The organism is Pseudomonas sp. Root401 (assembly GCF_001425105.1).
In the GTDB taxonomy this organism is placed as follows: Bacteria; Pseudomonadota; Gammaproteobacteria; order Pseudomonadales; family Pseudomonadaceae; genus Aquipseudomonas; species Aquipseudomonas brassicacearum.
In genome coordinates this window covers 108,930-123,669 of sequence record NZ_LMDO01000025.1, presented here as the reverse complement: position 1 = coordinate 123,669, position 14,740 = coordinate 108,930, and the positions used below count along the sequence as shown (strand labels likewise).

12 protein-coding genes are annotated in these 14,740 nt (G+C 59.7%); 11 read left to right on the top strand and 1 reads right to left on the bottom strand.

Annotated features, from left to right (window positions below):
* Window positions 1-497: 497 nt before the first annotated feature.
* The 11 genes from ASC85_RS19485 to ASC85_RS19435 all read left to right on the top strand — a co-directional run bounded on the left by ASC85_RS19485 (window position 498) and on the right by ASC85_RS19435 (window position 13,617).
* Window positions 498-1,280 carry a MarR family transcriptional regulator gene (locus tag ASC85_RS19485; RefSeq protein ID WP_082534414.1) on the top strand — a complete coding sequence of 261 codons (783 nt, stop codon included), beginning with the start codon at window positions 498-500 and terminating at the stop codon, window positions 1,278-1,280.
* The gene (locus ASC85_RS19480; protein ID WP_057450952.1) at window positions 1,277-1,981 is read left to right on the top strand and encodes a hypothetical protein; all 705 of its coding nucleotides are present in this window, start codon (window positions 1,277-1,279) and stop codon (window positions 1,979-1,981) included. Before ASC85_RS19485 ends, ASC85_RS19480 begins: the two co-directional genes overlap by 4 nt.
* A gap of 205 nt (window positions 1,982-2,186) precedes the next feature.
* Window positions 2,187-2,498, top strand: a complete 312-nt coding sequence (locus ASC85_RS19475) for a hypothetical protein (RefSeq protein WP_057450951.1) — start codon at window positions 2,187-2,189, stop codon at window positions 2,496-2,498.
* A gap of 363 nt (window positions 2,499-2,861) precedes the next feature.
* On the top strand, window positions 2,862-4,487 hold the full coding sequence (locus ASC85_RS19470; protein WP_057450950.1) for an ABC transporter substrate-binding protein: 1,626 nt from the start codon (window positions 2,862-2,864) through the stop codon (window positions 4,485-4,487).
* Between the two features lie 301 nt (window positions 4,488-4,788).
* Window positions 4,789-6,390, top strand: a complete 1,602-nt coding sequence (locus tag ASC85_RS19465) for an ABC transporter substrate-binding protein (RefSeq protein WP_057450949.1) — start codon at window positions 4,789-4,791, stop codon at window positions 6,388-6,390.
* Between the two features lie 173 nt (window positions 6,391-6,563).
* On the top strand, window positions 6,564-7,979 hold the full coding sequence (locus ASC85_RS19460; RefSeq protein ID WP_057450948.1) for an OprD family porin: 1,416 nt from the start codon (window positions 6,564-6,566) through the stop codon (window positions 7,977-7,979).
* A 75-nt stretch (window positions 7,980-8,054) separates the two neighbouring features.
* The gene (locus ASC85_RS19455; protein ID WP_057450947.1) at window positions 8,055-9,650 is read left to right on the top strand and encodes an ABC transporter substrate-binding protein; all 1,596 of its coding nucleotides are present in this window, start codon (window positions 8,055-8,057) and stop codon (window positions 9,648-9,650) included.
* 75 nt (window positions 9,651-9,725) lie between these two features.
* Window positions 9,726-10,736, top strand: a complete 1,011-nt coding sequence (locus ASC85_RS19450; protein ID WP_014336601.1) for an ABC transporter permease subunit — start codon at window positions 9,726-9,728, stop codon at window positions 10,734-10,736.
* A gap of 10 nt (window positions 10,737-10,746) precedes the next feature.
* Window positions 10,747-11,658 carry an ABC transporter permease subunit gene (locus ASC85_RS19445; RefSeq protein ID WP_053185689.1) on the top strand — a complete coding sequence of 304 codons (912 nt, stop codon included), beginning with the start codon at window positions 10,747-10,749 and terminating at the stop codon, window positions 11,656-11,658.
* A gap of 10 nt (window positions 11,659-11,668) precedes the next feature.
* Window positions 11,669-12,637 carry an ABC transporter ATP-binding protein gene (locus ASC85_RS19440; protein WP_039592280.1) on the top strand — a complete coding sequence of 323 codons (969 nt, stop codon included), beginning with the start codon at window positions 11,669-11,671 and terminating at the stop codon, window positions 12,635-12,637.
* Window positions 12,637-13,617 carry a peptide ABC transporter ATP-binding protein gene (locus ASC85_RS19435; protein ID WP_014336598.1) on the top strand — a complete coding sequence of 327 codons (981 nt, stop codon included), beginning with the start codon at window positions 12,637-12,639 and terminating at the stop codon, window positions 13,615-13,617. Before ASC85_RS19440 ends, ASC85_RS19435 begins: the two co-directional genes overlap by 1 nt.
* Before the next feature lie 121 nt (window positions 13,618-13,738).
* Here ASC85_RS19435 and ASC85_RS19430 read toward each other — a convergent pair whose 3' ends face one another.
* A complete protein-coding gene (locus ASC85_RS19430) occupies window positions 13,739-13,996 on the bottom strand; it encodes a hypothetical protein (RefSeq protein WP_014336597.1) in 258 nt (85 codons plus the stop codon).
* Window positions 13,997-14,740: the final 744 nt, after the last annotated feature.

Below are 14,740 nucleotides of genomic sequence, written 5' to 3'. Positions count from 1 at the left end.
ACGGTGCTGCTGAACCCGGATCGGGAACAGCAGACCGAGAAAAAAGCGGCATAGCAAAACGGTTGACGCGACAACTACCTTGAAAAACGCCGGGTGCCAAGTGGTGGGGCATATAGCGTTTTGCTTACTTTTGCGCTTCTCAAAAGTGAGCCGCCGTCAGGGCGGAACCCTAAGCAGCCGTTACCGCAGCAATGGATATGTACCCAGCCAACAAAACCCTGGCCGGCTGTCAGACCGCCATCGCGAGCAAGCTTTGCTCCCACAGGTCCTGCTCAAACAACAGATCTGACAGGTGTACGACCAGGAGAGCAGGTCGGCCATGAATGGCCCTTCACGGCGGGCCCACGGAGCAATGCCGGAGTGAGGGCACACAGCTCCTAGGCGAGGTGCCGAGTCGTGGGCGCATGTAGCGGTTTGGTTACTTTTCCGCTTCTTGCCTTAAAATAATCTTTGACATGACAAAAAACAGCGCGCAAAAATTGTCCACGTTTTATGGAATGTGGACAAGAAGAGTTCTAGCAGTCGTGAAAAGTCAAGATATTTTGCTCATGTACAAAATGACCAGCCTTCACGCGCAGGAGGAAGTGTCTCCGACAGGCAGCCAAACAGTGGCATGGGGCGGCTTATCCCAGATTGACTTGCTGCCGGATGACTACAGCCCTGAGCCAACATTCATCACCGCCCCGCCGCCTGAAAAACCCTGGGACAACTTAGAGTTCGCCATAAAACGCATCATCGACGCAGACTCGTTCCAGTGGGAAGGCTGGGACGCCGACGATAATCTCTCCCAGAAAAGGACCGCCGCCAAATGGGAAGACCGCTACACCCTCAGAGCCCTGGCCGAATCCTTGGGCTTGAGCAAAAGCGAGATATCGAACTCGATCGCCCGGTGCCGGGAGGCTGGACTGGTAACAAACGACTATGAAACCTCCTTGCCCAAAGTGAATCGCCTGGCGCTTTTAAAGATTACCGAGCACGCGCTGAAGTACTTTTTCCCCGTCAAACCCGGCGCCTTGGCACGCGGAATTCCAACAGGCTTTGCATCACCGGTGCTGTCCAAACACCTGAAAAGCGCCGGCGGGAATATCCACGTCTGGCCCGACCCGCACGGCACAGAGCGCGGCCAAACCATCGAACCGATTTACAAAACAGTGCCGGAAGCCGTGAAGAACGACCGAACCCTCTATCACTACTTGGCCTTGGTGGACTCGATACGGTTGGGCGGACCTCGCGAAACCAGCGTCGCCATTCAACTGCTTAAAAAAGGTATGGGCCTTTGAGCATTGCCTCAGATCACAATTACGAGATGTTGAGTGCCGTCGCACAGGGATTGGGTGAAGAGCTTTTAAAAGAGGTCGCCTTCGTTGGCGGCTCAACCACCTGGCTTCTATGCACTGACGAGATTGTGCTGGACGATATCCGCAGCACTGACGACGTTGACCTGGTGATTGAGCTAGGCGGCATCGCTGACTGGCAAAGACTGACAGAGCGCTTGGCCGATAAGGGTTTCAAGATTACCGCCGAGTACAGTGACGTAACGTGCCGATTCAAGTTCAACGATGTGATCGTCGACGTGATGCCCTCCGTGAAGGAGGTGCTCGGTTATGAAAACCGCTGGTTTGTGGACGGCCTGGCGAACGCAGACACCTTCACACTGCCCAGCGGGGTTGCAATCAAAATTTTCAAACCCGCCTACTTTGTCGCGACAAAGCTCGAAGCATTCAAAGGCCGCGGCAACGGCGATGCCTACCATAAAGATGTCGAGGATATCGTTCTCGTTGTAGACGGCCGAGAGAGTTTGCTGGAGGAGGTTGGCCAGGCAGATCAGGCACTACGAACGTATATTGCGACCGGCATCACCGAGCTGCTGGCACTCAATTCACTGGATTACGTAATACAAAGCTTCCATTCCGTCAGTGCAAACCCAGGCCGAGACAAACTGATTTATCAGCGCCTGAAACAGTTGGGCGACAGCCAATGATTCACTCAACCAGGTCTGTCAAAGGGCGGACAAGGGATGAGAACCGAGACGGTGTAGGAGCAAGGTTCGACGGAACACGAGGGCTGTTTGTCGTCGTAGACGGCACATCAAGACCAGGCAGTGGCCTGCTCACACAGGCGCTGGTCGATCAAAAGTGACCGCCGTCAGGGCGGCCCCCTAAGTGGCCGTTACCGCAGGAATGGATATGTACCCAGCCAACAAAACCCTGGCCGGCTGTCAGGCCGCCATCGCGAGCAAGCTTTGCTCCCACAGATCTGACAGGGGTACGGCCGGGAGAGACAGCCCTCGCCACCGAAACAACAAGGCGCCACCCAGAGAAGCCGCAGGTTGCGCCGAGTACCACCCTCAACTCATGGGCAATGACGGTGCAACGCGCATCCCCCCGAACGCACGAATGCCAGCACAAATGCTCCAGCAGAATTGGATCAAGACCATCGTCAGCATGAATGAAGCAAGCACATCAAGCGCGCAAAAAATGGCGAACATGCTGCAATGATTTACATCTGCCCCCGATAACCGACAACTGACTGGAGCGATAAACAGGGTTTTCAAACTCAGCCCATCAGTCCACATACCCTTCTACGGCGCGGGTTTGAAGAGGTAACACCCGCCCTTTCCCGGTGCACCACAACCGAAAAACGCCCCTGAAAAGAGCGCGATTTACCCCGAAAAAACACGCGCAAACGATCAAATGCGTCGAAAGTTACACAGATGCGACATTAAGGTACGTACGTGCCACTGTTTCGGACTTGTGACCGCTCTGGATCTTGCATTGGGTATGGGGCCTGCATAAGTATCCGCAGGACGACTCACGAGGTCGCCCTCAAATCCAAAAATGACAACAAATCATGAGGCCAACATGCTTAAACAAGCGGTCATTCCGTTTTTAGTCGGCGCAAGCTTATTAGCCAGCGCACCTTTCGCCCAAGCCGCGACTAACCTGGTGTTCTGCTCCGAAGGGAGCCCGGCCGGTTTTGACCCTGGTCAGTACACCACCGGAACCGACTTCGACGCCTCTGCTGAGACCATGTTCAACCGCCTGACCCAGTTCGAACGTGGCGGCACCGCCGTGATTCCTGGCCTGGCGACCAAGTGGGATATTTCCGAAGACGGCCTGACCTACACCTTCCATCTGCGTGAAGGCGTCAAGTTCCACACCACCCCGTACTTCAAGCCGACCCGCGAATTCAACGCCGACGACGTGCTGTTCACCTTCAATCGGATGATCAGCAAGGATGACCCGTTCCGTAAGGCCTACCCGACCGAATTCCCGTACTTCACCGACATGGGGATGGACACCAACATCACCAAGATCGATAAAGTCGACGACCACACCGTCAAGTTCACCCTCAAGGATGTCGACGCCGCGTTCATCCAGAACATGGCCATGAGCTTCGCCTCGATCCAGTCCGCCGAATACGCCGCCCAGTTGCTCAAGGAAGGCAAAGCCTCCGACATCAACCAGAAGCCGGTCGGCACCGGCCCGTTCGTGTTCAAGAGCTACCAGAAAGACTCCAACATCCGCTACACCGGGAACAAGGACTACTGGAAGCCTGACGACGTGAAGATCGACAACCTGATCTTCGCCATCACCACCGACCCGTCGGTGCGCATGCAGAAGCTCAAGAAAAACGAATGCCAGATCACCCTCTTCCCACGCCCGGCCGACCTCAAGGCCCTGAAGGAAGACAAGGCACTGAAGATGCCTGACCAGGCGGGTTTCAACCTGGGCTACATCGCCTATAACGTGATGGACAAGATCAAGGGCAGCAACGAGCCGAACGTGCTGGCCAACCTGAAAGTCCGCCAGGCGCTGGACATGGCGGTCAACAAGCCGCAGATCATCGACTCGGTGTACCAGGGCGCCGGCCAGCTGGCTGTCAACGCCATGCCGCCGACCCAATGGTCCTACGACACCACCATCAAGGACGCCAAGTACGACCCTGAAAAAGCCAAGGAGCTGCTCAAGGAAGCCGGCGTCAAGGAAGGCACCAACATCATCCTGTGGGCGATGCCGGTTCAGCGTCCGTACAACCCGAACGCCAAACTGATGGCCGAGATGCTGCAGTCCGACTGGAAGAAAATCGGCCTGAACGTCAATATCGTCAGCTACGAATGGGGCGAGTACATCAAGCGCTCCAAAGGCGGCGAGAACCAGGCGATGATCATCGGCTGGAGCGGTGACAACGGTGACCCGGACAACTGGCTCAACGTGCTGTTCGGCTGCGACTCGCTGGCCGGCAACAACTTCTCCAAGTGGTGCGACAAGAAATTCGACGGTCTGGTCAAGGAAGCCAAGCGCACCACCGACCAGTCCAAGCGCACCGAACTGTACAAACAGGCACAACACGTCCTCAAGGATGCCGTGCCAATGACACCTATCGCTCACTCGACGGTGTATCAACCCATGCGCGCCAACGTGCAGGATTTCAAGATCAGCCCATTTGGCTTGAACTCCTTCTACGGCGTCAGCGTCAGCAAATAAAGATAAGCAACGGCGACGTCTTCAACGTCGCCGTTGCTGTATCTGCCGAGACCAAGACTCAGGAAACCGCCTGCATCCAAACGCACTGCATACCGCAGCAGTTGTTTAGGAGGTATCGCCCTTTCCCAGAAGTCTTTCAGGCATTACGCATTCACCGCCTGACCCACGGCTCCTAACGTCGGGGCCTGGACGGCTTGCTGATCCTGCGGCATCGCGACGCAATGGAATGAGCTCAGTGCTCCGGGTCCCCGGAAGGATACCGGTTCACTGTTAAAACACCCCGAACGAGAGAGGGAGCGTCATGCGCCATACCTTGGTTTTATCCGCATTGCTGGGCACCGGCCTGCTGGCCGCGACATCCGCAGCCCAGGCCGCTGGCAGCAGCCTGGTGTTCTGTTCCGAAGGCAGCCCCGCCGGTTTCGACACCGCGCAATACACCACGGCCACCGACAACGATGCCGCCGAGCCGCTGTACAACCGCCTGGCCGAGTTTGAAAAAGGCGCGACCAATGTCGTCCCAGGCCTGGCGACCAGTTGGGACATTTCCGAAGACGGCCTGAAGTACACGTTTCACCTGCGCGAAGGCGTGAAGTTTCATACCACCGACTACTTCAAACCGACCCGGGATTTCAACGCCGACGACGTGCTGTTCACCTTCAACCGCATGCTTGACCCGCAGCATCCGTTCCGCAAGGCCTACCCCACCGAGTTCCCGTACTTCAACGGCATGAGCCTGAACAAGAACATCGCCAAGGTGGAAGCGACCGGGCCGCTGACCGTGGTCATGACCCTCAACAGCGTGGACGCCGCGTTCATCCAGAACATCGCCATGAGTTTTGCCGCGATCCTGTCGGCCGAATACGCCGACCACTTGCTCAAGAACGGCAAGCCGAGCGACATCAACCAGAAGCCGATCGGCACCGGGCCGTTCGAGTTCAAGAGCTACCAGAAAGACTCCAACATCCGCTATGTCGCCAACCAGCAGTACTGGGCGCCGGAACGGGTCAAGTTGAACAACCTGATCTTCTCCATCAACACCGACGCGTCGGTACGAGTGCAGAAGCTCAAGGCCAACGAATGCCAGGTCACCCTGCATCCGCGTCCGGCCGATGTGCCAGCCTTGAAGAACGACCCCAAGTTGCAGTTGATCGAGAAGCCCGGTTTCAACCTGGGCTACATCGCCTATAACACCCGCCACAAGCCGTTCGACCAGGTCGAAGTGCGCCAGGCATTGGACATGGCGGTAAACAAGCAAGGCATTCTCAATGCCGTGTACCAGGGCGCGGGGCAACTGGCGCAGAACGCCATGCCGCCGACCCAATGGTCCTACGACGACACCATCAAGGACGCTCCCTACAACCCGGAAAAAGCCAAGGAATTGCTCAAGGCCGCCGGGGTCAAGGAAGGCACCGAAATCACCCTCTGGGCCATGCCCGTACAACGCCCGTACAACCCCAACGCCAAGCTGATGGCCGAAATGCTCCAGGCCGACTGGGCCAAGATCGGCCTGAAAGTGAAGATCGTCAGCTATGAATGGGGCGAGTACATCAAGCGCACCAAGAACGGCGAGCACGACATCAGCCTGATCGGCTGGACCGGCGACAATGGCGATCCGGACAACTGGCTCGGCACGCTGTACAGCTGCGACGCCATTGGCGGCAACAACTACTCCATGTGGTGTGACCAGGACTACGACAAGCTGATCAAGCAGGCCAAGGTCGTCACCGACCGCGACCAGCGCACCGTGCTCTACAAACAGGCCCAGCAGTTGCTCAAGCAGCAAGTGCCTATCACCCCTGTTGCCCACTCGACGGTCAACCAACCGCTGAGTGCCAAAGTCGAGGGGTTCAAAGTCAGCCCCTTCGGTCGCAACGTGTTCTCGGGCGTCAGCCTGAACCCATAACCATATAGCCACACAGCGAGGGCTTCCTCTGGAAGCCCTCACGCAGGCGTCTTGCCTGAATTCGTCGATCAGGCGCCATGCAAACGTTTGCTAGCTGTGAATGAGTTGTAAAAACCATAGCCGTATCACCTAAAAAGACCGGCATTAAAAAAGAAAGAAAAGGAGCTTTACCCATGAAACTAAGCAGCACCGCGATACTGGCCCTGGCCATCAGCAGCATCACCGCCACAGCCTATGCAGAATCCCAGAGCCAGGCGGTCACCCCGGTGACCCTCAAGACTACCAGCGAGCAAAGCGAAGCCAAGGGCTTCATCGACGGCCAGTCCATCAGTGGCAGCACACGCAACTGGTACGCCAACGAGCAATTCAAGCGCGGCGCGAAACTCACCTATCGCAAGAACGGCGAAGCACGCGAGACCGACCGCCGGATCAACTGGCTGCAAGGCACCATCATCAAGTACAACTCGGGCTTCACCGAAGGCACCGTGGGCTTCAGCACCGAACTGGCCGCCTACAACGCCATCGCCCTCGACCAGGATCGCAAGGACCTGGCGTCCAACAATGGCGGTGCCCCGACCACCCGTCCTGGCGCCGGCAACAACCGTACCCTGACCCGCGAAGGCGGCGACGCCGTGGGCCAGTGGAGCAAACTGGGCCTGGCCAACGTCAAGGCCCGTGTTTCCAACACCACCCTGACTGCCGGCCGCCAGAACTTCAGCAGCCCGATGGTCGACGTCATCGGCAACCGTGCCCTGCCCTCCAGCTTCCAGGGCGTGAGCCTGCACAGCGAAGAATTCGAAAACCTGGCGTTTGACATCGCCACCTTCGACCGCAACTCGCCGCGTACCGAAGAGAGCCAGCGCAAGTTCCGCTCCGAATACGGTGACAGCAGCGTCGAGACCGATCACGTCAACACCGCGGGTATCACCTACCAGCCTCTGGCCAGCCTGAAGACCAGCCTGTGGGCGACCCAGGCTGAAGACATGTGGAACCAGTACTACTTCGGCGCCACCCACGAGCTGGGCGACAGCTCGGTGCTGAGCCTGACCACCGGCCTGAACTACTACAAGACCGTGGATTCGGGCAAAAGCAAACTGGGCGAGATCGACAACGACACCTACTCCCTGTCGTTCGGCCTGACGCACCAGGCCCATAGCCTGACGTTCTCGTACCAGGAAGTGAACGGTAACGAGTACTTCGACTACCTGCACGAAACCAACGGCATCTACCTGGCCAACTCCCTGCTGTCGGACTTCAACGGCCCGAACGAGAAATCCTTCCAGATCGCCTACGGCTTGAACATGGCCGAATACGGCGTGCCAGGCCTGAAGTTCAACATCTACCAGGCTCGCGGCTGGGGCATCGACGGTACTCACTACAACAGCACCGGCTATAGCGATGTACGCGCCATGGACGGTGAGCACCACTACGAATACGGCATCGGCGCATCCTATGCCGTACAGAGCGGCCCACTGAAGGCCACCGCAATCCGTGCGACCTACACCGCGCACCGCGCCAGCGAAAACCAGGCCGACGGCAGCCTCAACGAGTTCCGCCTGGTCACCACCATTCCGTTCAACATTCTCTAAACTGCCACCGGGCGGTCGACTCACAAGGTCGCCCGTCCGGTCTTTTGCCATTTACCCGATTGCAGAGGATTGACGATGAATATGATCCCCCTACGCGCAGCCATCGCCGCTGCGCTGCTGAGTGTCGCCGTTGGCGCCACGGCCAAACCCCTGGTGGTTTGCACAGAAGCCAGCCCGGAAGGCTTCGACATGGTCCAATACACGACTGCAGTCACCGCCGACGCCGTGGCGGAAACCATTTTCAATCGCCTGGCCGATTTCAAGCCCGGCACCACCGAAGTGATTCCGGCCCTGGCCGAATCCTGGGACATCAGTGACGATGGCCTGACGTACACCTTCCACCTGCGCAAGGGCGTCAAGTTCCACACCACCGAATACTTCAAGCCGACCCGCGACATGAACGCCGACGACGTGGTCTGGAGCTTCCAGCGCCAGCTGGACCCGAATCACCCGTGGCACAAACTGTCGAGCGTGGGCTTCCCGTACTTTGAAAGCATGGGCTTCAAGGAACTGCTCAAGAGCGTCGAGAAAGTCGACGAGCACACGGTCAAGTTCAGCCTGACCCGCCGCGAAGCGCCGTTCCTGGCCGACATCGCCATGGCCTTTTCCTCGATCTACCCGGCCGAATACGCTGACCAGCTGCTCAAGGCAGGCAAGGCCGGCGACCTCAACAGCAAGCCAGTCGGCACCGGTCCGTTCGTCTTCCAGCGCTACAACAAGGATGCCCAGGTTCGCTTCAAGGCCAACCCGGACTACTTCCGTGGCAAGCCGCCGGCCGACGCGCTGGTATTGGCCATCGCCACCGACAACAACGTGCGCATGCAGAAACTCAAGACCAACGAGTGCCAGATCGCGCTGTACCCCAAACCCGATGACATCCCCAGCATCAAGAAAGACCCGAACCTGAAGGTCGCCGAGCTGGATGCGATGACCGTTTCCTACACCGCCCTGAACACCAGCCACAAATACATGAGCGACGTGCGGGTGCGCAAAGCCATCGACCTGGCCTTCGACAAGGAAGCCTACGTCAACGCGCTGTTCGGCAAGGGCAACGCCACTGTCGCGGTCAACCCCTACCCACCGACACTGTTGGGCTTCAACCACGACCTGAAGAACCCGACCCGCGACCTGGACAAGGCCCGTCAGCTGCTCAAGGAAGCAGGCGTGCCGGAAGGCACCGTGTTCACCCTGTTCACCCGCAACGGCGGCGGACCGACCAACCCCAACCCGATGCTCGGCGCACAGATGATGCAGGCGGACCTGGCCAAGGTCGGGATCAAGGTCGACATCCGCGTGATGGAATGGGGCGAAATGCTCAAGCGCGCGAAAAACGGCGAGCACGACATGGTGTCCGCCGGATGGGCGGGCGACAACGGCGACCCGGATAATTTCCTGACGCCTATGCTCAGTTGCGAGGCCGCCAAGAACGGCGAAAACTACGCGCGCTGGTGCAACGAGAAATTCCAGGCACTGATCGACCAGGCTCGCGCCACAGTGAACCCCGAGGAACGCGCCAGGCTCTATGAACAGGCCCAGGTGATCTTCAACCAGGATCAACCCTGGATCAGCATGGCCCACACCCGCATGTTCACTGCAATGCGCAACAACGTAGAGGGCTACGTGATTAGCCCGCTCACCACCAACAACTTCGCCACCACCCAGGTGAAGTAGATAAGAAAACGCCCGGCAGCTCTTGACCCAAGGGCTGCCGGGCACGCCTAACCGGCTGATGAGGTACACCTGAAGATGTTTAGTTTTATTGCCCGCCGACTGGGATTATTGATCCCCACGTTCTTCGGCATCACCTTGCTGACCTTCGCGTTGATTCGCATGATCCCCGGCGACCCCGTGGAAGTGATGATGGGCGAACGTCGGGTCGATCCCGAAATGCATGCACAGGCAATGGAACGCCTTGGCCTCAACAAACCGCTGTATGCCCAGTACCTGGACTACATCGGCAAACTGGCCCACGGCGACCTCGGCGAATCGCTGCGTACCCGTGAAAGCGTATGGACCGAGTTCAGCTCCCTGTTTCCCGCGACCCTGGAACTGTCCATGGCCGCGCTGTTGTTCGCCGGTATCCTGGGCCTGCTGGCCGGGGTGATCGCGGCACTCAAGCGAGGGTCCCTGTTCGACCATGGGGTGATGGGCATCTCCCTGGCGGGGTATTCGATGCCGATCTTCTGGTGGGGCCTGATCCTGATCATGTTCTTCTCGGTGTCCCTGGGCTGGACGCCGGTGTCGGGACGGATCGACCTGCTCTACGACATCGAGCCGAAAACCGGCTTCATGCTGATCGACACGCTGCTGGCCGATGAGCCCGGCGCGTTCCTCGATGCGCTGCACCACCTGATCCTGCCGGCCATCGTGCTGGGCACCATTCCGCTGGCGGTGATCGCCCGCATGACCCGCTCTTCGATGCTCGAAGTGCTGCGCGAAGACTACATCCGCACCGCCCGCGCCAAAGGCCTGTCGCCTTCGCGCGTGGTGTTCGTGCACGGCCTGCGCAACGCGCTGATCCCGGTACTGACCGTGGTCGGCCTGCAAGTCGGCACGCTGCTGGCCGGTGCGGTCCTGACCGAAACGATCTTCTCCTGGCCGGGCATCGGCAAGTGGCTGATCGAAGCCATCGGCGCCCGGGACTATCCCGTGGTGCAGAACGGCATCCTGTTAATCGCCTGCCTGGTGATTCTGGTCAACTTCGTCGTGGACATCCTCTACGGCTTTGCCAATCCACGCATCCGTCACCAGCGCTGAGATCAAGACCATGAGTACTCCAACTACCGCGGTAGCAGTCGATCAAAGCCTGCTGTACCCGTCCCCGTACAAAGAATTCTGGCAGGCGTTTTCCCGCAACAAGGGCGCCGTGGCCGGGCTGCTGTTCATGACCTTGATCGTGTTCTGCGCGATCTTCGCGCCCTGGGTCGCGCCCCATGACCCGAGCGAGCAGTACCGTGACTTCCTGCTGACGCCGCCGGCGTGGCTTGAAGGCGGGCAGATCCAGTTCCTGCTGGGCACCGACGAACTGGGCCGCGACTTGCTCTCGCGCCTGATCCAGGGTTCGCGCCTGTCGCTGCTGATCGGCTTGTCGTCGGTGGTGATGTCGCTGATCCCAGGCATCCTGCTGGGGCTGTTCGCCGGGTTCTTCCCGCGCCTGCTCGGCCCGACCATCATGCGTTTGATGGACATCATGCTGGCCCTGCCTTCGCTGTTGCTGGCCGTGGCGATCGTCGCCATCCTCGGCCCAGGCCTGATCAACACCGTGATCGCCATCGCCATCGTCTCGCTGCCGTCCTACGTGCGCCTGACCCGTGCCGCCGTGATGGGCGAACTGAACCGCGACTACGTGACCGCCGCCCGCCTGGCCGGTGCCGGCCTGCCCCGCCTGATGTTCATCACCGTGCTGCCCAACTGCATGGCACCGCTGATCGTCCAGGCGACGCTGAGCTTTTCTTCGGCGATCCTCGACGCCGCCGCCCTGGGCTTCCTCGGCCTCGGCGTCCAGCCGCCCACCCCGGAGTGGGGCACCATGCTGGCCTCGGCCCGCGACTACATCGAACGCGCCTGGTGGGTCGTGAGCCTGCCTGGCTTGACCATTTTGCTCAGCGTGCTGGCAATCAACCTGATGGGCGACGGGCTGCGCGATGCGCTGGACCCGAAACTCAAGAATGCCGCCTGAGGAGATTCCCATGTCACTGCTAGAAATCAAGAATCTCAACGTCCGCTTCGGCGACGCCACCGCCGTGCCGGTGGTCGACGGCCTGGACCTGAGCGTGGAAAAAGGCGAAGTCCTGGCCATCGTCGGCGAATCGGGCTCGGGTAAATCCGTGACCATGATGGCGCTGATGGGGCTGATCGAGCACCCCGGCATCGTCACCGCCGACGCGCTGAACTTCGACGGCAAGAACATGCTCAAGCTGAGCAACCGCCAGCGCCGGCAGATCGTCGGCAAGGACCTGGCGATGGTCTTCCAGGACCCGATGACCGCGCTCAACCCCAGCTACACCGTGGGTTTCCAGATCGAAGAAGTGCTGCGCCTGCACCTGAAGATGTCCGGCAAGGCCGCCCGCAAGCGCGCCATCGAATTGCTGGAAAAAGTCGAGATCCCCGGCGCCGCCAGCCGCATGGACGCCTACCCGCATCAACTGTCCGGCGGCATGAGCCAGCGCGTGGCGATTGCCATGGCGATTGCCGGCGAGCCGAAGCTGCTGATCGCCGACGAACCGACCACCGCCCTGGACGTGACCATCCAGGCGCAGATCATGGACCTGCTGCTGGCCCTGCAAAAAGAACAGAACATGGGCCTGGTGCTGATCACCCACGACCTCGCCGTGGTGGCTGAAACCGCCCAGCGCGTGTGCGTGATGTACGCCGGCCAGGCCGTGGAAGTGGGCAAGGTGCCCGAACTGTTCGACATCCCCGCTCACCCGTACAGCGAAGCGCTGCTGGCGGCGATTCCGGAGCACAGCATGGGCGCCGAGCGCCTGGCGACCTTGCCCGGCATCGTCCCCGGTCGCTACGACCGTCCGCAAGGTTGCCTGCTGTCGCCGCGCTGCCCGTACGTGCAGGACAACTGCCGTCAACAACGCCCGGCCCTCGATCCGAAATCCAACAGCCTCGCCCGCTGCTTCTACCCGTTGAACCAGGAGGTGGCGTGATGGCCGTCGTACTTACCGCCCGTGACCTGACCCGTCATTACGAAGTGTCCCGCGGCATGTTCAAGGGCCATGCGACCGTGCGCGCCCTCAACGGTGTGTCGTTCGAACTGGAAGCCGGCAAGACCCTGGCCGTGGTGGGCGAATCCGGTTGCGGCAAATCCACCCTCGCCCGGGCCCTGACGCTGATCGAAGAGCCGTCCTCCGGCTCCCTGAAAATCGCCGGCCAGGAAGTGACCGGCGCCAATAAGGCCGAACGCAAGCAATTGCGCAAAGACGTGCAGATGGTCTTCCAGAGCCCGTACGCGTCCCTCAACCCACGGCAGAAAATCGGTGATCAGCTGGCCGAGCCGTTGCTGATCAACACCAGCCTGTCAGCCACCGAGCGGCGGGAGAAAGTCCAGGCAATGATGAAGCAGGTGGGCCTGCGCCCCGAGCATTACCAGCGCTACCCGCACATGTTCTCCGGTGGCCAGCGCCAGCGCATCGCCCTGGCCCGCGCCATGATGCTGCAACCCAAGGTGCTGGTGGCGGACGAACCGACGTCGGCGCTGGACGTGTCGATCCAGGCCCAGGTGCTGAACCTGTTCATGGACCTGCAGCAGGAATTCAACACCGCCTACGTGTTCATTTCCCACAACCTGGCGGTGGTGCAACACGTGGCCGACGACGTGATGGTGATGTACCTCGGTCGCCCGGTGGAAATGGGCCCCAACGAGTCCATCTACAGCCGCCCGCTGCACCCGTACACCCAAGCGCTGCTGTCGGCCACCCCGACCATTCACCCGGACCCGAACAAGCCGAAGATCAAGATCGTCGGCGAACTGCCCAACCCGCTCAACCCACCGTCCGGCTGCGCCTTCCACAAGCGCTGCCCGTACGCCACCGAGCGCTGCAAGACTGAAGAGCCGGCCTTGCGCTTGCTGGATAACCGGCAGGTGGCGTGTCATTACGCCGAGCAGTTCCTCGAAGGCGCGGCATGATCGAGGGCTGATCACCCATAGGTTCAACCCTTGCCCTGGGTAATGCATCAGGCATGAAAAACCCCTCCAGCCCCAACTGATGTTCAGTCGGGGCTGGAGGGGTTTTCTTCAGGTCAGAAATCTACGTCTGGGTATCGCCTTCACCCTCCGCATCCTCATCGTCATCCGGCGTATCAATTGGCGAACCATCATCATCCTCGCCATCGTCCGGATCACCTGCATCCGCATCGGTCGCGGCCAGCATCAACTCACCTTGAACCACCGAGCCACTCGACGCGTGCTTCTCATGCTCATCGCATTCGGCCCACGCAGCCGTGGAGCCCAGGGACAGCATCACCAACACCTTCAGCAAAAACATCATGCGTAGAAGCTTGTTCATAGCCACTTCCTTCTTTTCCGGATAAAGCCGGGGCCTGACGGCGCTCAAGAAAATCTAGTTCTGAACAGACCGGTTCACCAGATAGGACGCTCCAGAACAGACAGAAATGCCACAACCCGACAGATTGGTTTCGAATAAGCGTTATCTCCAAACCTACTAACGCCGGGAACCTATGTGGGAGCAAGGCTTGCCCGCGATGGCGGCGGCACGTCCAACATCCAGGTAAGATGACCCGCCGCTATCGCGAGCAAGCTTTGCTCCCACAGAGGGATCTGTGCCGAACACAAGTCTCTTGCCCACCGAAGATCCAGTGTGGGAGCGGGCTTGCCCGCGAAGAGGTCGGCACATCCAACATCCTGGCAAACTGACCCACCGCTATCGCGAGCAAGCTTTGCTCCCACAGAGGAAGCTGTGCCGAACACAAGTCTCTTGCCCACCGAAGATCCAGTGTGGGAGCGGGCTTGCCGCGAAGAGGTCGGCACATCCAACATCCTGGCAAACTGACCCACCGCTATCGCGAGCAAGCTTTGCTCCCACAGAGGAAGCTGTGCCGAACACAAGTTTCTTGYCCACTGAAGATCCAGTGTGGGAGCAAGGCTTGCCCGCGAAGAGGTCGGCACATCCAACATCCWGGCAARCTGACCCACCGCTATCGCGAGCAAGCTTTGCTCCCACAGAGGAAGCTGTGCCGAACACAAGTTTCTTGCCCACTGAAGATCCAGTGTGGGAGCGGGCTTGCCCGCG

Bases quoted from the DNA above. Each gene is read 5' to 3' on its own strand.
- ASC85_RS19485 (WP_082534414.1), top strand. From the start codon at position 498: ATGTGGACAAGAAGAGTTCTAGCAGTCGTGAAAAGTCAAGATATTTTG.
- ASC85_RS19475 (WP_057450951.1), top strand. From the start codon at position 2,187: ATGTACCCAGCCAACAAAACCCTGGCCGGCTGTCAGGCCGCCATCGCG.
- ASC85_RS19470 (WP_057450950.1), top strand. From the start codon at position 2,862: ATGCTTAAACAAGCGGTCATTCCGTTTTTAGTCGGCGCAAGCTTATTA.
- ASC85_RS19465 (WP_057450949.1), top strand. From the start codon at position 4,789: ATGCGCCATACCTTGGTTTTATCCGCATTGCTGGGCACCGGCCTGCTG.
- ASC85_RS19460 (WP_057450948.1), top strand. From the start codon at position 6,564: ATGAAACTAAGCAGCACCGCGATACTGGCCCTGGCCATCAGCAGCATC.
- ASC85_RS19455 (WP_057450947.1), top strand. From the start codon at position 8,055: ATGAATATGATCCCCCTACGCGCAGCCATCGCCGCTGCGCTGCTGAGT.
- ASC85_RS19450 (WP_014336601.1), top strand. From the start codon at position 9,726: ATGTTTAGTTTTATTGCCCGCCGACTGGGATTATTGATCCCCACGTTC.
- ASC85_RS19445 (WP_053185689.1), top strand. From the start codon at position 10,747: ATGAGTACTCCAACTACCGCGGTAGCAGTCGATCAAAGCCTGCTGTAC.
- ASC85_RS19440 (WP_039592280.1), top strand. From the start codon at position 11,669: ATGTCACTGCTAGAAATCAAGAATCTCAACGTCCGCTTCGGCGACGCC.
- ASC85_RS19435 (WP_014336598.1), top strand. From the start codon at position 12,637: ATGGCCGTCGTACTTACCGCCCGTGACCTGACCCGTCATTACGAAGTG.
- ASC85_RS19430 (WP_014336597.1), bottom strand. From the start codon at position 13,996: ATGAACAAGCTTCTACGCATGATGTTTTTGCTGAAGGTGTTGGTGATG.